Annotated in this window: 22 protein-coding genes and 1 tRNA gene; 4 read left to right on the forward strand and 19 right to left on the reverse strand. The window is 65.3% G+C overall.

The window, feature by feature from the left end; translation table 11 throughout:
- Positions 1-50 precede the first annotated feature (50 nt).
- Positions 51-281, forward strand: coding sequence for a hypothetical protein (locus IFT67_RS11835; protein WP_192238457.1), 231 nt, complete (start codon positions 51-53; stop codon positions 279-281).
- Between the two features lie 73 nt (positions 282-354).
- Here IFT67_RS11835 and IFT67_RS11840 read toward each other — a convergent pair whose 3' ends face one another.
- From IFT67_RS11840 to IFT67_RS11870, 7 genes are all read right to left on the reverse strand, one after another.
- Positions 355-1,302 carry a squalene/phytoene synthase family protein gene (locus IFT67_RS11840; protein WP_192238458.1) on the reverse strand — a complete coding sequence of 316 codons (948 nt, stop codon included), beginning with the start codon at positions 1,300-1,302 and terminating at the stop codon, positions 355-357.
- 184 nt (positions 1,303-1,486) lie between these two features.
- Positions 1,487-2,068, reverse strand: coding sequence for an LOG family protein (locus IFT67_RS11845; protein WP_192238459.1), 582 nt, complete (start codon positions 2,066-2,068; stop codon positions 1,487-1,489).
- A gap of 196 nt (positions 2,069-2,264) precedes the next feature.
- On the reverse strand, positions 2,265-3,743 hold the full coding sequence (locus IFT67_RS11850) for a phytoene desaturase (RefSeq protein WP_192238460.1): 1,479 nt from the start codon (positions 3,741-3,743) through the stop codon (positions 2,265-2,267).
- Positions 3,740-4,906 carry a lycopene beta-cyclase CrtY gene (gene crtY, locus IFT67_RS11855; protein WP_192238461.1) on the reverse strand — a complete coding sequence of 389 codons (1,167 nt, stop codon included), beginning with the start codon at positions 4,904-4,906 and terminating at the stop codon, positions 3,740-3,742. Before crtY ends, IFT67_RS11850 begins: the two co-directional genes overlap by 4 nt.
- 111 nt (positions 4,907-5,017) lie before the next feature.
- The gene (locus IFT67_RS11860) at positions 5,018-5,320 is read right to left on the reverse strand and encodes a YggT family protein (RefSeq protein ID WP_056066456.1); all 303 of its coding nucleotides are present in this window, start codon (positions 5,318-5,320) and stop codon (positions 5,018-5,020) included.
- Positions 5,321-5,493: 173 nt separating this feature from the next.
- On the reverse strand, positions 5,494-6,411 hold the full coding sequence (gene argB / locus IFT67_RS11865) for an acetylglutamate kinase (protein WP_060526005.1): 918 nt from the start codon (positions 6,409-6,411) through the stop codon (positions 5,494-5,496).
- 126 nt (positions 6,412-6,537) lie between these two features.
- Positions 6,538-7,185 carry a queuosine precursor transporter gene (locus tag IFT67_RS11870; protein ID WP_192238462.1) on the reverse strand — a complete coding sequence of 216 codons (648 nt, stop codon included), beginning with the start codon at positions 7,183-7,185 and terminating at the stop codon, positions 6,538-6,540.
- A 145-nt stretch (positions 7,186-7,330) separates the two neighbouring features.
- Between IFT67_RS11870 and IFT67_RS11875 the strand changes: the two genes are divergently transcribed.
- Positions 7,331-8,596 (forward strand): NupC/NupG family nucleoside CNT transporter, encoded by a 1,266-nt coding sequence (locus IFT67_RS11875; RefSeq protein ID WP_192238463.1) that lies wholly within the window; start codon positions 7,331-7,333, stop codon positions 8,594-8,596.
- Between the two features lie 222 nt (positions 8,597-8,818).
- Here IFT67_RS11875 and IFT67_RS11880 read toward each other — a convergent pair whose 3' ends face one another.
- The 3 genes from IFT67_RS11880 to IFT67_RS11890 form a co-directional block, all read right to left on the reverse strand.
- Positions 8,819-9,373 carry a fasciclin domain-containing protein gene (locus IFT67_RS11880; RefSeq protein WP_192238464.1) on the reverse strand — a complete coding sequence of 185 codons (555 nt, stop codon included), beginning with the start codon at positions 9,371-9,373 and terminating at the stop codon, positions 8,819-8,821.
- An 83-nt stretch (positions 9,374-9,456) separates the two neighbouring features.
- Complete coding sequence (dapF, locus tag IFT67_RS11885; protein WP_192238465.1) at positions 9,457-10,395, reverse strand: diaminopimelate epimerase; 939 nt, start codon at positions 10,393-10,395, stop codon at positions 9,457-9,459.
- A 39-nt stretch (positions 10,396-10,434) separates the two neighbouring features.
- Entirely contained in the window at positions 10,435-10,899 is a 465-nt protein-coding gene (locus IFT67_RS11890) for a DUF6456 domain-containing protein (protein ID WP_192238466.1), read from the reverse strand.
- 99 nt (positions 10,900-10,998) lie between these two features.
- Here IFT67_RS11890 and IFT67_RS11895 point away from each other — a divergent pair, with 99 nt between their 5' ends.
- Positions 10,999-11,559 (forward strand): helix-turn-helix domain-containing protein, encoded by a 561-nt coding sequence (locus IFT67_RS11895; protein WP_192238467.1) that lies wholly within the window; start codon positions 10,999-11,001, stop codon positions 11,557-11,559.
- Between the two features lie 4 nt (positions 11,560-11,563).
- On the opposite strand, the gene IFT67_RS11900 is transcribed toward IFT67_RS11895, so the two are convergent.
- The 7 genes from IFT67_RS11900 to IFT67_RS11930 all read right to left on the reverse strand — a co-directional run bounded on the left by IFT67_RS11900 (position 11,564) and on the right by IFT67_RS11930 (position 16,287).
- Positions 11,564-11,639: transfer RNA gene (locus IFT67_RS11900), tRNA-Val, on the reverse strand.
- A 51-nt stretch (positions 11,640-11,690) separates the two neighbouring features.
- On the reverse strand, positions 11,691-12,632 hold the full coding sequence (locus IFT67_RS11905; protein WP_192238468.1) for a MarR family winged helix-turn-helix transcriptional regulator: 942 nt from the start codon (positions 12,630-12,632) through the stop codon (positions 11,691-11,693).
- 101 nt (positions 12,633-12,733) lie between these two features.
- A complete protein-coding gene (locus IFT67_RS11910) occupies positions 12,734-14,230 on the reverse strand; it encodes an NAD(P)(+) transhydrogenase (Re/Si-specific) subunit beta (RefSeq protein ID WP_192238469.1) in 1,497 nt (498 codons plus the stop codon).
- Positions 14,231-14,257: 27 nt separating this feature from the next.
- Entirely contained in the window at positions 14,258-14,575 is a 318-nt protein-coding gene (locus tag IFT67_RS11915; RefSeq protein WP_056487475.1) for an NAD(P) transhydrogenase subunit alpha part 2, read from the reverse strand.
- Positions 14,575-14,919, reverse strand: a complete 345-nt coding sequence (locus tag IFT67_RS11920; protein WP_244647341.1) for an endonuclease domain-containing protein — start codon at positions 14,917-14,919, stop codon at positions 14,575-14,577. The genes IFT67_RS11915 and IFT67_RS11920 overlap by 1 nt, the downstream gene beginning before the upstream one ends.
- A gap of 104 nt (positions 14,920-15,023) precedes the next feature.
- Positions 15,024-16,160: an NAD(P) transhydrogenase subunit alpha gene (locus tag IFT67_RS11925; protein WP_192238471.1), complete on the reverse strand. Its 1,137-nt coding sequence runs from the start codon at positions 16,158-16,160 to the stop codon at positions 15,024-15,026.
- 4 nt (positions 16,161-16,164) lie between these two features.
- The gene (locus IFT67_RS11930; protein ID WP_082441508.1) at positions 16,165-16,287 is read right to left on the reverse strand and encodes an aa3-type cytochrome c oxidase subunit IV; all 123 of its coding nucleotides are present in this window, start codon (positions 16,285-16,287) and stop codon (positions 16,165-16,167) included.
- A 139-nt stretch (positions 16,288-16,426) separates the two neighbouring features.
- Between IFT67_RS11930 and IFT67_RS11935 the strand changes: the two genes are divergently transcribed.
- The gene (locus IFT67_RS11935; protein WP_192238472.1) at positions 16,427-17,842 is read left to right on the forward strand and encodes a sigma-54-dependent transcriptional regulator; all 1,416 of its coding nucleotides are present in this window, start codon (positions 16,427-16,429) and stop codon (positions 17,840-17,842) included.
- A 50-nt stretch (positions 17,843-17,892) separates the two neighbouring features.
- Here the strand turns inward: IFT67_RS11935 and IFT67_RS11940 are convergent, their stop codons facing one another.
- Together IFT67_RS11940 and IFT67_RS11945 are read right to left on the reverse strand one after the other, a co-directional pair.
- Positions 17,893-18,087 (reverse strand): hypothetical protein, encoded by a 195-nt coding sequence (locus IFT67_RS11940; RefSeq protein WP_192238473.1) that lies wholly within the window; start codon positions 18,085-18,087, stop codon positions 17,893-17,895.
- Positions 18,088-18,509: 422 nt separating this feature from the next.
- The gene (locus IFT67_RS11945) at positions 18,510-19,394 is read right to left on the reverse strand and encodes a bestrophin family protein (RefSeq protein ID WP_192238474.1); all 885 of its coding nucleotides are present in this window, start codon (positions 19,392-19,394) and stop codon (positions 18,510-18,512) included.
- Between the last annotated feature and the right edge of the window lie 44 nt (positions 19,395-19,438).

Below are 19,438 nucleotides of genomic sequence, written 5' to 3' on the forward strand. Positions count from 1 at the left end.
CTTTTGTTATCGTGTCCGATGTCGGCCACCGCGATCCACTGGAGAATGAAATGGAACCGCTGTTCTACGTCATGGCCATCATGGGCTGCGGTGACGGCAATGTGAACTGCACCGAGGCGCGGGTGATCCCGGCGCGCTACGAGACGATGGCGCAGTGCCGTGCGGCGCTCCCCGACCAGCTGGCACAGAACACCGACGTTCCGTATCCCATGATCGGCGCAAACTGCCGTGCGCAAGGCCAGTTGATGGCGAAGGCCAGCAAGGCGAAGCCACAGGGCTAGAGTGTTTCCCCGCGAAGGCGGGGACCCAGACTGGGCTCCCGCCTTCGCGGGAGAACAAGCTAGACGTCGACAATCAGCGAGGTCGCTTCCACAACCGTGCATCGCGCACAGTCCTTGGATACAGCGTATCTCGCCGCGCCGCTTCCCGCGCCGCCGTCACGATAAACCCCAGCTTCTGCATCCCCGACGTCGTCACCCGGTGATCCCAAGCATGCCCCCCGCGCGCCGCCACGGTCCGCCCGATGGCCCCATAAATCCCCGCCGCCGACAATACCGCCCAGGCCGAGCGGAACGACAGCGCTGGCGTCCCCTCCCGCGCGCTTGCCTCGAACGCCGCCGCCCGATCCGCCATCCGCTTCGTCAACACCGCCAGCCGCGATCGAAACGGCGGCTTCATGTGCTGACCCGGCGGAAAGTCCATCTCGACCAGCCACTCCTCGGGCAGATAACACCGCCCGACCCGGTCATCCTCTTCGACATCGCGCGCGATATTGGCGAGCTGGAACGCAATCCCCAAATCGCACGCGCGGTCGAGCGTATCCTCGTCTTCGGGATCGACGCCCATCGCAACCGCCATCATGCACCCGACGACACCCGCGACATGGTAGCAATATTTGTAGAGGTCGTTCTCCGACCGCGGCCGCCACTCGCGCGCATCCAGCGCAAACCCCTCGACCAGATCGCGCGCGAAACGTTTTGGCAGCCGGGTTTCGGCCGCAAAGATCCGCAGCGCATCGAACGCCGGCTCGCCGACCACTTCGCCAGCCAGCGCCTGCTCGGTCATCGCCGACAGCGTTACCAACCGCGCCGGCGCGTCCTCGACCACGGTCATCCCGTGCCCATGATCCTGCCCATCCGCGATATCGTCGCACCGCCGGCACCACGCATACAACAGCCACGCCCGCTCCCGCGTCGGCTTGTCGAACAACAGGCTGGCCGCCGCAAAACTCTTCGACCCCCGCGAGATCGACTCATGCGCGGTAGCAACGATCGCGTCGCGGGAGGGCAGGGGATGGGTCACGTCATCACCTCGCACGCCACCACCGTTATATGCGCCACCCCGGCGAAGGCCGGGGCCCAGTTGGGGGACGTAAGTTGGCTGGCGCTGCGCGTTGTTACTGCAACCTTCCCAACTGGGCCCCGGCTTTCGCCGGGGTGGCGGCGAACATTGGGATGGAGGCAGGTGCTGGAGTAAGCCTTCAACCTCACAAATCCGACGCGTTCATCCGCACGATCGGCTGCGTCGGCACATGCTCCGCCATCCGGTCGAGCAGCACGTCGAGCGTATCCGCCACGATCAGCAGATCGCGGTGCTGTGGCCGCAAAAAGCCAACCTCGCCCATCTTCTCCCAGAACGCGATCAGGTGGTCGTAATACCCAGCGGTATTCAGCAACCCAACCGGATCCGCATGATAGCCAAGCTGTGCCCAGCTCAGCGCCTCCCACAGCTCGTCCATCGTCCCCGTACCGCCGGGAATCGTCACGAACCCATCGCTCAGATCGGTAAACATCTGCTTGCGCTGATGCATGCCGCTGACGACGTGCAGTTCGGTCAGCCCCCGATGCGCGACCTCCGCATCGACCAAGGCCTGCGGGATAACCCCGATAACCTCGCCGCCGCCCTCAAGCGCGCCATCCGCAATCGCGCCCATCAGCCCAAGCCGCCCGCCGCCATAAACGAGGCCAATCCCCCGCTTGGCAAAGGCCAGCCCCAGCGCCCGAGCGCCCTCGATATAAGTGGGATCAGTCGGCGTAGCCGACCCGCAATACACAGCAAGTCTCTTCATCCCGCCTCGCTAGGGGAAGCGCGCGGGGTGCCGCAAGAGAAGAATGGGCTTACGCGGAGACGCGGAGACGCGGAGGTGTCGCGTTCCGGACAGCGCTTGCGCTGTCTTCGCTCAAGTTCCGAAAATCGTTCGAGACACGGTCGCTCCGCGACAAGCGCAACACCTCCGCGTCTCCGCGCCTCCGCGTGAACAAACCTTACTTCTCGCCCTCAAGCATCAACCGGGCGGTCGCCTTAGCACTGCCGACAACCCCCGGAATGCCCGCACCCGGATGCGTCCCAGCCCCCACGAAGTACAAATTCGGAATATGCTCGTCGCGGTTGTGCACCCGGAAATACGCGCTCTGCGTCAATACCGGCTCCAGCGAGAACGCCGACCCCAGATGCGCGTTGAGATCCGCCGCGAAATCCTTCGGCGCGTACGAGAACTTCGTCACGATCCGCTCATGGATGTCCGGGATCAAGCGCCGCCCGATCTCGTCGAGGATGCGCTTCTCCAGGATCGGCGCGATCTCGTCCCAGTCGACTGGGAATTTCCCGAGATGCGGCACCGGCGCCAGCGCATAGAACGTCGAATGTCCCTCCGGCGCCAGCGAAGGATCGGTCACGGTCGGATGATGCAGGTACAGCGAGAAATCTTCCGACAGCACGCCGTGGTCGTAAATGTCCTCGAGCAGCCCCTTATAACGCGGCCCGAACAGGATCATGTGGTGCGGGATGCCCGGCCACGTCCCCTTGATCCCGAAATGCACCACGAACAGCGATGGCGAATATTTCTTCCGCTCGAGCGACCCGGTCTTCCGCTTGGCACTGCGCGAGGTCGACAGCAGGTCGCGGTACGTGTGCATGATGTCGCTGTTCGCCGCGACCGCATCCGCCTGACCCGACCAGCCGCTCGCCGTCGTCACGCCGGTCGCGCGATCGCCCAGAGTCTCGATCGACGTCACCGGATCGTCGAGCCGCAGCACGCCGCCCAGCCGCTCGAACTGAGTCACCAGCGCCGCCACCAGCCGGTTGGTCCCGCCACGCGCGAACCACACCCCGCCGTCACGCTCCAGCTTGTGGATCAGCGCATAGATCGCGCTCGTCGTCATCGGATTGCCACCGACCAGCAGCGTGTGGAAGCTCAACGCCTCGCGCAGCTTCTCCGACTTCACGAAGCTGGACACGATCGAATAGACCGACCGCCAAGCCTGGTATTTCGCCAGCGCCGGCGCCGCCTTGATCATCGACCCGAAGTCGAGAAACGCGACATGGCCTAGCTTCTCATAGCCCTCGTGAAACACCCCCGCCGAATATTGCAGGAACTTCTCATATCCCGCCCAGTCGCCCGGATGCAGCTTCTCGATCTCGGCGCGCATCTGGACGTCGTCGTTGGTATAGTCGAAATTCGTCCCATCGGGCCAGTTCAGCCGGTAGAACGGCAGCACCGGATCGAGCGTCACGTCCTCGCTCATGTCGCGCCCGCTCAGCGCCCACAGCTCGCGCAGGCAATCCGGATCGGTGATCACGGTCGGCCCCGCATCGAACGTAAAGCCGTCGCGCTCCCAATAATACCCGCGCCCGCCCGGCTTGTCGCGGCTTTCGACGATCGTCGTCTGCACGCCCGCGGATTGCAGCCGGATCGCGAGCGCCAGCCCGCCGAAACCTGCGCCGATGACTATTGCGGTCTTCATGATGACATACTGCCTGCGATGGCGCGGACGGCGCGCACGATGGGGACGGGGGGCTTGCCGGTCAGAACGCGCGCCTTGTCGGAAAGCGTCGAGCGTCCGGCGTAGAAACGGCCGATGAGCGAGGGTGAGAGGCGGTAGAAGCGTTCGAGGATGCGGTAGCGTTCCTCCGGCTCGGCGGCGCGGAACAACATCGTGTCGAGCATCCGGTAGAACCCGCGCGACTTCCACGTCGCCCGCGCCATCGCATGCGTCGCATCGTGGAGCTTCGCGCCCGAAAAATCGCCGAGGCCCGCCAGCATCGAAGCGGTCCGCACCGCATCGGGCAGCGAGTACCCCGTGGTCGGATGGAACATCCCCGCGCGCATACCGGCCTTGGCGACATGCGCGCCACCCGACCGCCAATACGCCTCGAAATCACCACCCATCGCGACCGGCAGCACGCCCGACTCTTCGCGCACGACACGCTCCACGTCCCAGCCGCGCCCGGCGACATAGTCATCGATCCGGGCGCCGATCACCGGCACATCGAGATCGGGCGTGTCGCTATAGTATGTGTCCTCGACGAACATCCGGTCCGCGCTGAACGGCAGGCAATAGACGAACCGATACCCGTCGATCTGCGGGATGGTGGCGTCCATCACCATCGGCCGCGGGCTTTCGTGCGGCGCACTCAGCGCCAGTTCGCGCCCGAGAAACTTCTGCCACGCCAGATCGAGCAGCGACAGGTCGCCCGGCCCGCGCGTGTCGATCACGCCAGTCGCCTCGATCCGGTCGCCATCCGTCATCACCACCGCGGTCGGACTCGCGCCCGACACCTTCCGGCCGAGCATCACCGCATGCGGCGGCAGCACGCGGCGTACTTCACGGTCTAGTCGTGTGCTCTCGATCGAATAATAGGTCGCATCGATCGTCCGCGCATGCGCCGGAAACCGCACGTCGTAGCCGCGCCACGCATGCACCACGAGCGGTGCGACGACCCAGCGGTCAGCCTGCGCCACGTCGCTGCCGAAGAACGACCAGAGATGATTGCCGCCAACGACCGACGCTGAGTCGATCAACCGCACGTCCAGCGCCGGGTGCCTGGCCTTGAGCGCCAACGCGATCATCCCGCCGGCCAAACCCGCACCAACGATCGCAACGTCGCAGGAGATCGTCGATGCCATCCGCTCGGACTAGCGCAAAGTCAGGCGGCCGAAAACCGCCTTTCCCGCGCAATCACGGGCGAAGACAACCTGCATTGCAGGTGGCGGTGACATAAGCCTCAGACGCCGACGTCAATAGGTCGCGACGAGGTAGTTCTGCGCGATGTTCGGAATGACGATGTTGCTCAGGATGTAGAGGATCAGCAGCACGACGAGCGGCGACAGGTCCAATGCGCCGAAATCCGGAAGCACGCGGCGGATCGGGCGGTACATCGGCTCGGTCATGCGCTGCAGCGCGGTCCATACAGTGCGGACGAAATCGCTGTGCGTATTGATGACGTTGAACGCGATCAGCCATGACAGGATCGCCTGCACGACGATGATCCACCAGATGACGGTGAGCAGCAACTGGACGATCTGAAGAAGGGCGATCAAGGCGTGGGTCTCCGCTGGTGTGGTCCGGATATAAGGGGGCGGGGGGAGAACGATAACCCCTATGATGCGGCTCGTTTCCGCCGCCGCCCTCTCGTGGCCAACCAACGATCGTCATCCCGGCTTTCGCTTGATGACGGCGTGGTGGTTGGGGAGGGTAAGACCCGTCGCGTCCCTTACCGCGAGCGCCCGTTCGCGCTGACCAGCGTGCCCGCGCCTTGCTTGGTGAAGATCTCCAGCAGCATCGCGTGCGGCACGCGGCCGTCGATGATGACTGCGGCATCGACGCCCGATTCGACCGCCGCGACGCAGGTGTCGAGCTTCGGGATCATGCCACCGGTCACCGTGCCGTCGGCGCGCAGTTCGGCGATCCGCGCCGGGTCGAGGTCGGTCAGCAGCTCGCCCTGCTTGTCGAGTACGCCGACTATATCGGTCAGCAGGAAGAAGCGCGCCGCACCCATTGCTGCCGCGATCGCGCCGGCCATCGTGTCGGCGTTGATGTTGTAGGTGTGGCCGTCGGCACCGATGCCGATCGGTGCGATTACCGGGATGATGTCGGCCGCAATCAGCGTGTCGAGGATCGTCCGGTCGACCGCGATCGGTTCGCCGACGAAGCCCAGGTCGACATGCCGCTCGATGCCCTGGAGCTTGTCGGGCTCGCGGCCGTGGCCGACTTTCTGCGCGAGGACGAGGCCTGCGTCCTTGCCCGAGATGCCGACCGCGCGGCCGCCGGCCTGGCCGATCCAGCCGACGATTTCCTTGTTGATCGAGCCGGCCAGGACCATCTCGGCGATCTGCGCGGTCTCCGCATCGGTGACGCGCAGGCCGTCGACGAAGCGCGATTCGACGCCCAGGCGCTTCAACATCGCGCCGATCTGGGGGCCGCCGCCGTGCACCACCACTGGGTTGATGCCGACCGCTTTAAGCAGCACCATGTCCTCGGCGAAATCGCGCTGCAGCTCGGGATCGCCCATCGCGTGGCCGCCATACTTCACGACGAACGTCTTGCCGGCGTAACGCTGCAAATACGGCAGCGCCTCGGTGAGCGTTTCCGCCTTGGCGAGCAGGGCGGGATCGGGCGTGTGATCGGTCAACTAAACTTCCGTTCGTCTCGAGTAGCCATCGAGCACTTGTCGAGATGGCGTATCGAGAGACCTGTACCTCGATACGAGCCCTCGACAGGCTCGGTCTCTACTCGGCACGAACGGAAAAATCTAACATTATGCCCGGTCCAACCGCCGTCCAAATTTCACGAAGAAGGTGATCATGAACGGCACCAGCACGATCGACAGTATGACCTTGGTCAGCATCTGCCCCTCCATCAGCGCGACGATCGGCCGTTCGCCGAGGAACGAGATGGTGATGAACAGGATCGTGTCGATGATCTGCGAGATGATGCTCGCGATCATGCCGCGCAGCCACACCAGCTTGCCCTCGCCGCTGCCGACTTGGCCCGACAGCTTCGAGAAGATCAGCACGTTAAGCGTCTGCGAGATGCCGTAGGAGATCAGCCCGGCGATCATCATCCGCGAACTCTGGCCGACCACGACTGGGAACGCGTCGACCGCGGGCGGGTACATCCCCGGATCGTGCGGCAGCGCCAGCACCAGGTGGATCAGCGCCGCGGACACCAGCAGCGGGATGAACCCGAGGCGGACGAGGAACGTCGCGGTCTTCTGGCCGTGCAGTTCGGCGATCGCGCTGCTGAGCACCACCAACAGCAGGAAGCCGAAGATCCCCGCCTCGACCGCGAGCGGGCCGAGCGCGACCTGCTTCACCCCCAACACGCCGGCGATGCACACCATGCCGCCGTACAGGACCGAAAAAACGAAGAGCGAACGCGGAAACGCGGGAATAGGCTTATCCATCGCCGGGGACGCTAGCGAAAACGCGCGCGCCGTCAAATGACTAGCGCGCTTCAAATAACTGGCGAGCGCGGCGCTCGCGTGTCATGTCGGTCGCTTGCGCGGCCGGGGGGCGGCGCGTGTCATCGCAAGAAAACGCAGGGCGTCCATGGAAAGACTCTTCATCGGTTTGGCGGGCATCGCCGTCATCCTGGGCATTGCCGTGCTGTTGTCGACCGACCGCCGCGCGATCCGCCTGCGTATCGTAGGCGCCGCGTTCGCGTTGCAGGCCGGGATCGCCATTCTCGTGCTGTACTCCAGCATCGGCAAGGTCGTGCTCGGCGGCATGTCGGGCGGCGTCGCCAATCTGCTCGGCTATTCGCAGAAGGGCACCGAATTCCTGTTCGGCAAGATGGCGACGCCCGAGATCGGCGGGCAAAGTTTCGCGATCGCCGCGTTGCCGGTGATCATCTTCTTCGCCAGCCTCGTCTCGATCCTCTATTATCTCGGCATCATGCAGTTCGTGGTGCGCTGGGTCGGCGGCGGGATCGAGAAGGTCATCGGCGTCTCGAAGGTCGAATCGCTGTGCGCGGCGGCGAACATCTTCGTGGGCCAGAGTGAATCGCCGCTCGTCATCCGGCCGTATCTGGCGGGTCTCACCCCCGCGCAGCTGTTCACCGTGATGACCAGCGGGATGGCCGGCGTCGCGGGCACGATCCTCGCGGCATATGCGTCGATGGGCATCCGCATCGATTACCTGCTCGCGGCCAGCTTCATGGCGGCGCCGGGCGGCATCCTGATGGCCAAGATCATCATGCCCGACCGCGTGATGCCACCAGAGGGCGAACTGGCGCTCGGCGACCAGCCGGGTGAATCGGGCGCGGGCGAGCCCATGCCGCAGGCGACGCACGACGAGGAAAAGCCCGCCAACCTGATCATGGCCGCCGCCCAGGGCGCGCAGACCGGCGTGCGGCTGGCCGTCGCGGTCGGCGCGATGGTGCTGGCGTTCGTGGCGCTCGTGGCATTGGCGAACGGTCTGCTCGGCGGGCTCGGCAACATGATCGGGTTGCCGGGGCTGAGCTTCCAGGGGCTGCTCGGCTATGTCTTTGCGCCGATCATGTTCCTGCTCAACGTGCCGTGGAGCGAGGCGGGGATCGCCGGCGGGCTGTTCGGGCAGAAGATCGTCCTGAACGAATTCGTCGCGTATATCTCGCTCGGTACGCAGCAGGGGCTCAGCGCGCGAACGATCGCGGTCATCACCTTCTCGCTGTGTGGGTTCGCCAACTTCTCGTCGATCGCGATCCAGATGGCGGTGACCGGCAGCCTCGCGCCTAACCAGCGCCCGATGATCGCCAAGCTGGGCCTGCGCGCTCTGGCGGCGGGGAGCTTGGCGAACTTGATGTCCGCAGCACTCGCTGGCCTGCTGATCGGCTGAATCCCTCCCATCCGTCATCCTGACGAAAGTCAGGACCCAGAGCCACGAAGGGCAGCGCTTGTTATCCTGGGTCCTGACTTTCGTCAGGACGACGGAGGGGTTGAGATGACGGGACTGGGGCGACGGCGCCCAAACGCAATCGGGCCCGTCACCTCTCGGCAACGGGCCCGACAGAACCGCCTCGCAGGGGAACGCGAGGCAGCTATCTCTCGGCATCGCCGATTACGGCAGCATCACCGTGTCGACGACGTGGATCACGCCGTTCGACTGCATGACGTTGGCGATCGTGATCTTACCCTTGTGGCCCTTACCGTCCATGATGCCCCAGCCGGTGCCGACCTTCTTGAACATCAGCGGCTCGCCCTGCACGGTCGTGTAGGTCGCAATGCCGCCGTTCGCCTTTGCCTTGGCGGCGATGTCGGCGGCGGTGATCGTGCCGGGGACGACGTGATAGGTCAGGACGCTGGCGAGCTGCGCCTTGTTCTCGGGCTTGAGCAGCGTGTCGACGGTGCCGGCCGGCAGCTTCTTGAACGCGGCGTTGGTTGGCGCGAACACGGTGAACGGACCCGGGCCCGACAGCGTCTCGACCAGGCCGGCGGCCTTGACCGCGGCGACCAGCGTGGTGTGATCCTTCGAATTGACGGCGTTCTCGACGATCGTCTTGGTCGGATACATCGCGGCGCCGCCGACCATCGGGTTGGTCTGGGCTGCGACGATGGCGCTGCCGCTGACAGCGACGGCGGCCGCGACGATCGCGGTACGAATGAAGTGGTTCATGGCTTCTCTCCTGCGTGCGGAGCCGGTGTGCGGCGCCACTGCGGGGAGATACGCGCGCGCCGGGAGAAGGACGCAGCCGGTGTTCAGATCGTCGCGAGAAGTCCCGCCCACGCCGCGATCTCATCGTCATGCCGCCGCGTGACGGCCAGGTCGCTCGCTACCCCGGTATCGAGATCGACCTCGATCGTGCCCGTCCACTCGAACGTCGCATTGCCCGACAGCGTCACCATCGCCGCCTCGCTCGCCTCGGCGCGAACCAGCCCGCCCTTGTTGAACACCGTCGTCGGCGTGTCGTACGCAATCCGCCCGGTCAGGCACGCGGCATAGGTCGACGCCGCCATCGCGCTGCCGCAACTGTCGGTCAGCCCGACGCCACGCTCGAACGTCCGCACGAACAGGTCATAGCCACGCACCTCTACGAAACTGACGTTCGCGCGATTGGGCAGCCATTCGGGTGCCGCCTCGCACGCTTCGCCGACGCGGACGAGTTCGGCCTCGTCGATGGCATCCACGAACGTCACGAGATGGGGGTTGGGCATTGCTACGGCGGTAAAGGCGCGGTCCGTCGGTAAGGGCGCGATCGGCGTATCGACGATGCGATCGGTCCCGACATGCATGGGCCACGCCGCGACGTCTAGAGATGCGGGGCCAGCGATCTCGCGAACGGTGAACACGCCATCGGCGATATCAGCATCGCGCTGAACGGCCGCGTCGCTCGTCTTCAGCAGCGCCATCGCGGTTTCGGAACCCGTCGCCGAGAACCCAGCACGCGCGACGCAGCGCAGGCCGTTGAGGCACGTCTCCGACTCGCTGCCGTCCGAATTGAACATCCGCATGCCGAACGCATGGGCATCGTCGCCGGCGGTCAGCAGCAGGAGTCCGTCGCCACCCACCGGTCCATTGCGATCCGCCAGTGCCCGCGCAACGACAGCCCAAGCCGCATCGCCGAGCGTCGACGCGCGCGCGTCTATCAGCGGAAAGTCGTTACCGGAGCCGTGGCATTTGATCAGGTCGAAGCGCATGCCAGCCACTTAGTCACGCCGGCGCACCAATGCGAGCGCCTAACCGATCCCGTAATGCGCCGCCAACCGATCGAGCGCGAGCGTCAGCACGACCCGCCCCGCCCGCGCCGGCCACTGCAATGCCCTCTCGGCCACCGGCAGCCCCTCCCCCGCGCAAACCACGCGCCAAAGGATATCCGCCAGCCCCGGCCCCGCGGCCGCCAGCGCTTCGTCGAACCGACGCTTAGCCGCGATCTGCGCCGACGTCGGATCGAGGCCGTCATGGCCTCCCCCATCGACGCGCTCCGCCCAGCGCATCGTCACGCTGGGCGCGATCGACGCGCGTTCGTAATCCGCGCGCAACCGCTCCCCCGCCTCGAACTGCGTCACGTCGATCAGCGCGCGCGACCGCAGCCACCCGAGCGGCGACTCCGCGAGGTTCACGGTGACCGTACGACCGCGACGCGTGCCGGTCTGCTGTGGAACACCCTCCGAATCGACCGTCCGCTCTACCAGTTCGCGCATCCGCCATCTCCCGTTGCGCTTGGCGGTTGCCATATCTGCATGGTTGTAGGACAGAAGAATAACCCATCTGGTTTGGAGTCGTTCGATGATCGAATTTCAATGATTACCGCCATTCGCGAAGTCCGCCGCGCCAAGGGACTGACGCTGGAGGACGTCGCCAGGCGTTGCGATCCACCGACCACCGCGCAGACGATCGGGCGGCTGGAGACCGGCACGCGCACCGTCTCGATCGGCTGGCTCAACCGGATTGCCGCGGCGCTGGGCGTCGAGGCGAGCGATCTCGTGACATTGCCGGACCGTACCGACCTGCCCGTCGCCGCGATCCTAGACGGCCGTGGCGCCCACGCACCGCGGCGAACCACGACGGCACCGCCACCCCAGGTCGCGCCGGGCCAGATCGCCATCACCGTCGTGAACGGCACGGGCGATTACCGCGCGGGCGATGTGATCTGGGCGGCGACGCTGGGACCCGATGATTTCACAACCGCGCTCAACCGCGACGTCCTTGTCCCCCAACCGGCCGGGAGGTTCGCATTCGGACGGCTGACTGGATGCGACGGCGGCGCTACCGTCTTGCCATCGGGCGCAGGCACGCAGTCGCTGACCATCGCCGATCCGGCCTGGATCGCGGTCGCCGTGCGGCTGGTCCGCGAACTATAGAGGATGGTGGGCGATGACGGGCTCGAACCGCCGACATTCTCGGTGTAAACGAGACGCTCTACCAACTGAGCTAATCGCCCCTCTCGGGTGGATGTCCGATGCCAAAGCCGGGCGGCGGGGGCAAGCTAAAATCACGGAATCCGCAGGTCTGCGCCTCTGGTGGCCACGATATACCCGCGCATCGCTTCGCTTGCGCGGTCGGAGAGCACCATGAAGGCGCGCCGCCGGTCGTGCAAATCGGGGCGGCGTTCGAACAGCCCGGTGTCGGTCATCCGCGCGATCCAGCGCAGCGCAGTGGTGGGCGCGACCGCGGCGGCGATGCACAGGCTCGACACCGAAACGCGGCCCCGCTCCAGTTCGGCGGCATAGAGATCGAGCAGCATGTCCCAGCCGGGATCCTCGAACAGCGTCGGGCCGAAGAACTGGTCGCGCAACCGCCGGGCGCGGATCGCCCGACGAACATCCGCTGCACTCGGCTCGGCCAAGGACGGCGGCGCACCGTAGCGATTGGTCCGGTCGCCGACGATCGCCGCCGCTGGAGCATCATCCTCGATCGCGGAGCGCGTTAGGCGCGCCAGCGCTTCGGCGATCCGCGCAACCTCCGTGTTCAGCCGCTCCAGTCGCGTGCCATCGGTCTCGCGACCGACGTCGAACACGCCGGTGGGGCTGCGTGCGGTCTCCGCTGCGACGACGATCGCCGCGACGCAATCGCTGACGGTCGGGTTCACCAGCAATCGCGTGCCGCCACCAAGCGTTGCTGCCGTCACGACATCGATCTGGTCGAACGTCAGGGCAACCACGAGGCCTGCCTGCACGGCAACCGCCTGGTCGACGATCGCAGGCAGCCGCTCCTCGAGCAGCGCGTCATCGACGCCGATCGCTTCGAGGACGATCACCTGGGGCGTGGCGTGATCGCCGAACGGGGTCTGCCAATCGAACCGGCCTACGATCCTCCCGCGTAGAGCGTTGAGCGCGACGGTGAGCCGGTCTGACGCGCCCGTAGCAGCGACCAGGACCGCGTCGATCCCGGTATCGTAATTTGCCGCATGAGGTGCGTTGTCCGGTCGGGTCATCAAGGTCTCCGCTGTGGTAGCGAGACTAACCTGCGTCAGACCAAGAGTTACACCCGAACTGGATCGAGTTTCGTCGGAGTTGGGAACCTAATGAGCCTCGATCAATCGAGCGCCTTGACGATATCCTCGACCATTTTCTTGGCATCGGCGAGTAGCATCATCGTATTGTCGCGGTAGAACAGCTCGTTATCGACCCCGGCATAGCCGACCCCACCCATCGAGCGCTTGATGAACAATACCGTCTTCGCCTTTTCGACGTCGAGCACGGGCATGCCGTAGATCGGCGACGACTTGTCGGTCTTTGCCGCCGGATTCGTCACGTCGTTCGCGCCGATCACGAACGCGACATCGGTCTGCGCGAACTCGCTGTTGATGTCCTCGAGCTCGAACACGTCGTCATACGGCACGTTTGCTTCGGCCAGCAGCACGTTCATGTGCCCCGGCATACGGCCTGCAACGGGGTGGATCGCGTATTTCACGCGGACGCCTTCGGCTTTCAGCTTGTCGCCCATCTCGCGCAGGACGTGCTGCGCCTGCGCGACCGCCATGCCGTAGCCGGGAACGATGATGACCTGTTCCGCTTGGCTCATGAGGAACGCGGCGTCCTCCGCCGAGCCGCGCTTCCACGGGCGATCGCTCGCGACCGCGCCGCCGCTGGTGTCCGCGACCGCGCCGAAGCCGCCCGCGATCACGCTGATGAAGCTGCGGTTCATCGCGCGGCACATGATGTAGCTGAGGATCGCGCCCGAGCTGCCGACCAGCGCGCCGGTGATGATCATCGCACTGTTGTGGAGCGTGAAGCCCATCGCGGCGGCGGCCCAGCCCGAATAGGAATTGAGCATGCTGACGACCACCGGCATGTCCGCGCCGCCGATCGGGACGATCAGCAGGAAGCCGATGACGAAGCTCAGAAGCGTGATCGTCCAGAAGATCCAGGCGCTTTGATTGGTGACGAAATACGCGATCAGGCCGAGGATGGCGGCGAGCAGCGCGATATTGATGACGTGGCGGCCGGGCAGCATGATCGGCTTTCCGCCCATGTTGCCATTGAGCTTCAGGAACGCGATGACCGAACCCGAGAAGGTGATCGCACCGATCGCCACGCCGAGCCCGAGTTCGATCCGGCTGACCGGGTGGATGACCGCGAACGGCTGGCCGATCAGCGGAATTACGAGGTCGGAGATCCCAAATGCCTGCGGGTTGAGATACGCCGCAACGCCGACCAGCACCGCGGCGAGACCGACGAGCGAGTGGAATGCGGCCACGAGCTGCGGCATCGCGGTCATCGCGATCCGTCGCGCGGTGACGAGGCCGATCGCAGCGCCGACACCGATCGCCGCGAGGATTTCGACGACGGTGGTCCAGTCGATAGCGCGCTCGACTATCATGGGTCCGGTGTCCGCGACCAGAGCATGCTGGACGAAGGGCACATGCGTCACCAGCGTCGTCACGACCGCGATCGTCATGCCGATGATGCCGAAGCGATTGCCGCGCTGGCTCGACGCCGGGCTCGAAAGCCCGCGCAGGGCGAGGATGAAGCACACCCCTGCGACCAGATAGGCGAGCGATGCCCAAGGGCTGACCGTCAGTTCATGCATCGCGCGTTCCCCTCACGTCCGTATCGCTCACTTGCTCGTGGCAGGCGCGACCGGTCGTTCCTTTTTCTTGTACATCGCCAGCATCCGCGCGGTGACCGCGAAACCGCCGAAGATATTGATGCTTGCAAGCACGACCGCGAGCAGCCCGAGCGCCTTGGCGACGCCCGATCCGGCGCCGATGCCGGCCGCAGCGGCGGCGATCAGCGCGCCGACGATGATGACCGAGGAGATCGCATTGGTCACCGCCATCAACGGCGTGTGCAGCGCAGGCGTCACCGCCCAGACGACGAAATACCCGACGAAACACGCCAGCACGAAGATCGACAGGATCGCGATAAAGTCCATCATTCCTCCCCGGCACGGGGAGGGGGACCGGCCGCAGGCTGGTGGAGGGGGCTGGCCGCGGACGAGACAATCATCGTCACCACGGCCTCGATATCCCTCAGCACGTCGCCTGCCGCCACTCGCAGCACCCGGTAGCCATTCTGTTCGAAAAACTGGTCGCGATCGGCGTCGCGTTGGGGACGGTCGCCGCGTCCATGGAACTCGCCATCTACTTCGACCGCGAGCCTGGCGGCGGCGCAGTAGAAGTCGCAGACGTATGGACCGATGGGATGCTGGTGGCGGAACTTGACGCCAGTCTTTTGTCCCCGGAACTGCTCCCATAGCAGCACTTCCGGAAGGCTCATTTCGCGCCGCAATTTGCGTGCTAGTGATACTTCGGGGCGTAGCATGTGCGGGACGCCCCCTCCACCGGCTGCGCCGGTCCTCCTCCCCGTGCCGGGGAGGATTATCATGCCAGCAGCCTTGGATTCACGATCTTGCCGCCCTGCGTCAGGCGGATCGCATCGCCGATCTCGGCGTCGAGTACGGGTTTGCCCGCCTCCTTGTCCCAGAAGGCGTTGAGGAAGTTGTACAAGTTGCGCGAGAACAAGGCGCTGGCGTCTGCCGCCAACCGAGACGGCACGTTGCGATGCCCGACGATCTTCACGCCGTTCACCACGACCACTTCACCCGCGACCGAGCCCTCGACGTTGCCACCCTGCTCGACCGCGAGATCGACGATCACCGAGCCCGGCTTCATGCTGGCGACCTGTGCCGCCGAGATCAGGCGGGGTGCGGCACGTCCGGGGATCAGCGCAGTCGTGATGACGATGTCCTGCTTGGCGATGTGCCCCGACACGAGTGCCGCCTGCGCAGCCTGGTATTCGGGCGACATCTCGCCGGCATACCCGCCCGTTCCCTCGCCCTCGATCCCGGCGACATTCTCGACGAAGATCGGCTTCGCACCGAGCGACTGGATCTGCTCGCGGGTCGCCGCGCGCACGTCGGTCGCCGACACCTGAGCGCCGAGCCGCCGTGCGGTCGCGATCGCCTGAAGCCCGGCGACGCCAACGCCCATCACGAATGCCTTGGCCGCGCTGATCGTCCCTGCCGCGGTCATCATCATTGGAAACGCGCGACCATATTCGGCGGCGGCATCGAGCACCGCCTTGTACCCCGACAGGTTCGATTGCGACGACAGGATGTCCATCGACTGCGCGCGCGTGATCCGCGGCATGAACTCCATCGCCAGCGCCTCGTAGCCCGCCGCGGCATACGCATCGATCCTCGCCCGCCCGCCATCGGGACCGGCACCAAAGGGATTGAGGCTCGCGACGATCCACGCTCCCGGCGAAATGCCGCCAAGCCCCGCGGGATCAGGCCCCTGCACGCCAAGCACGATATCCGCGCCGGCCAGGGTTGCCGCGCGATCGCCCACCGAAGCCCCCGCATCCGAATACGCCGCGTCGGCGATCGATGCGGTATTGCCCGCTCCCGCCTCCACCGCCAGCGTCGCCCCCAGCGCGATGAATTTCTTCACGGTCTCCGGCGTCGCGGAAACCCGGCGCTCGCCGTCCGCTTGCTCTTTGAGGACGGCGATCTTCATCGCGTCAGGAAATCAGCCAGATGACGAGAGCGACGACCAGTGCGCACCCGACGGCACCCCATTTCATCATCCCCGTCACGCTCGAATAGGTCGCGACGTGCGCCTTCATGTCCCCGTTGCCGGCCATGGTTCGTGCCCAATCCTCTGAGTGTTATGCTCTATGCAGCCGACCTTATCGCGCACATACAAAATGTCCAAGCCCGGTACTTAAGTCGCCCTTTACCCGGCGCGGCTATTGCACGTGCCGGAACGGGACAGGATTCGCCATGACGCGCAACGGGCAGCGCCTTCTATTGCTGATCGACGAGGAGCCTGCGCAGCGGCGGCTGGTGGCAGCACTCGCCGCGCGTGGCGGATGGCGCGCGATCTTCGCGACTGACGGCGAAATGGCGATCGCGACGCTCGGCACGCAGGACGGCATGCAGCTCGATGCGATCATTCTCGATCACTGGGCGCCCGATGCGGATGCGACCGACCTGATTGCTGCGTTGCGCGAACGTCGCCCCGCGCTGCCGATCCTGCTGGTCACGGCCAACGGATCTGTCGCGCACGCCGTTGCGGCCATGCGGGCGGGCGCCACCGACTTCCTGGTCAAGCCGCTCGCCCCCGAGCGGTTTCTCGCTGCCCTCGACACCGCCGTCGGCGGCACGTCGGCAGGCGAACTCCGCCCCCTCACCGAGAAGATCCCGGCATTGCTCGGGTTCGACGAGATCGTCGGATCGTCGCCCGATTTCCGCGCTGCGTTGGCGATCGCCGCAAAGGCCGCCCGCGCCCGCGTCGCGGTTCTGCTGGAAGGCGAGATCGGCGTCGGCAAGGACGTCGTCGCCGAGGCGATTCACGCTGCCTCCCCGCGCGCAAAGAAGCAGATGACGACCGTCAACTGCGGCGCGATTCCTGCGAACCTCGTCGAATCCGAACTGTTCGGTCACGAAAAGGGCGCCTTCACCGGGGCGTTCGAGCGCAAGATCGGCCGTTTCCAGGACGCGGATGGCGGCACGCTGTTCCTCGACGAGGTCAGCGAGATGCCATTGGAGGCGCAGGCCAAGCTGCTCCGCGTGCTCCAGACCGGCGAAGTCCACGCGATCGGTGCGCGCCATCCCCGCGAAGTCGACGTTCGCGTGATCGCCGCGAGCAACGTGCGATTGCTCGACGAGGTCGAAGCCGGCCGGTTCCGCGAAGACCTGTATTACCGTCTCAACGTCGTCCAGGTGACGATACCGCCCTTGCGCGAACGCACCGGCGACATCCCCGCACTCGCCCGCCATCTGCTGGCGCGGATCGCCGAGCAACCGGGGTTGCGGCCGTTGGGGATCACCGATTCCGCCCTGGCGCTGCTGGTGCAATATGACTGGCCCGGCAACGTTCGCCAGCTCCAGAACGCGCTCTTCCGCGCTGCCGTGCTCTGCGAGGATGCCGCGCTCACCGAGGAGGATTTCCCGCAGATCGCGGCGCTGGGCAACCGCCAGCGCACGCCCGCTGCCGCGGCGATCGGTGGAGGCGGCGTCACGCTGTTCCGCCCCGACGGCAATCTCCGCGCACTGGAAGAGATCGAGGCCGACGTTATCCGCCTCGCCATCGGCCATTACCGCGGCCGCATGACCGAAGTCGCACGCCGCCTCGGCATCGGCCGCTCGACGCTGTACCGCAAACTCGGCGAACTCGGCATCGACAACGCGGCGTGAAGCAACGTCTGGTTTGGGAAGGATTGCGGACATTGGCGTAACGGTTCAGGTCAGGCGTTCCGTAAAGCCTCAATCTCACGAGCGGTGCGCTCAGCGGGGTCGGTCGCGATTGTTTCGAGCGAGCGGATCCGGCCCTCCTGGCTCTCCACAAGGGCACGCAATTTCTCATTTTCGGCTTTCATCGGTTCCAGCAGACCGCCGGAGGTGCTTTGGCTCCCCGGCGCCGCTTTGCTGATCTGGCGCATGGTCCAGTACCTCGTAATATACCAGACCACTAAGCCCGTAAGGCCTATGACCAACAGAAGTTCGCCGTCGCTAAAGGCGTTTACGTGTTGCATCTCAAACCGCCCCTGTGAGCCAACGAAGTTCGGCGTTGAACGTTCGGATGTACGCTCGCCCCGTTACCGTGTTGCTACTATAATACAGACTCATTGCGGTGCTGCAAGTGGTCAACGACCGCTTATGGGCGGAAGTTCGTTTAGTCGATTGCCTCCGCCGACGCCTCTATTTGCCATTGCCATTGTCAATGCCGTCGCCGATCGACTGCGTACGACCCAGCGCACGTTGGCGTAACCCGGCCTGATCTTCATTCGCCGCCTCGCGACAAAACCGCCGTTTTGCAACGGTCGGTCCGCCGCGATCGGATCCTGTCGACTCGCCTGGTGTGCTACCAGAGAATGCCGTGGACCGGCTGCAGCGGCTCTGGTGCTTCGTCGCCGATCGCCTGGAGAAGGTCGATCTCGATCGTCCGGCACATCGCGTTCAGCGGCACGTCGTGAATCGTGTCCGCGAACGGATCGACCAGATCGTCGCCGATCTGCAGCACGGCGAGGAACATCAGTCCGGCGATAGTCGAACCGACGGGCGTCGCATAGCCGAGCGTCTCGACCAGACCGATCGGCAGCAGCACGCAGAACAGCCGCGTGAACAGGCTCGGGAAAAAGCGGTACTGGTTGGGCAACGGCGTGTTCTTGATCCGCTCCATGCCGCCCTGCGCGTTGGCGATGTCGACCAGGATCGCCTCAAACTGCGTCTGCTGGATGGTGTCGATCCAGCCGTTGCGCCGTGCGATGTCGATCCGGCGGCCCGTGCCGTCGAGCAGGCCGTTGGCGATGTTGGTGCGCTCGAGCGCGAACGATGCCTCTTCCTTCGACAGGAACCGCAGCACCTCGGGCGGTGCGGGCTGCTTGCGCAACTGGCAGCGCAGCGCGTTCACATACGCGATCTGGCGGAGCACGATCGTCCGCTTCATGTCGTGACCCTCGGGCTCGGGCAGCATGTTGCGCGCCATACGCGCCAAGTTGCGCGAGGCGTTGATCATCAGGCCCCACAGGCCACGGCTTTCCCACCAGCGCTGATAGGCCGAGTTATCGCGAAAGCCGAGGAACAGCGCGAGCGCGGTACCGAACAGCGTCAGAGGGAGCGCGGGCGCGTGGAACGGCAGGACGTAATAGGTGATCGTGACGATCACATCCCAGACGAAAAGGCCGAGCAACGGGCGCCAGACCTCGCTCAGAATTTGACTGAAGCGCGGTGTTGCAGTGACGATCAAACGAAAGCTCCCTTGTTTACAGGGCTTTTAATGCGCGAAGTGGC

Source organism: Sphingomonas sp. CFBP 13728 (genome assembly GCF_014841895.1).
Taxonomy (GTDB): Bacteria; Pseudomonadota; Alphaproteobacteria; order Sphingomonadales; family Sphingomonadaceae; genus Sphingomonas.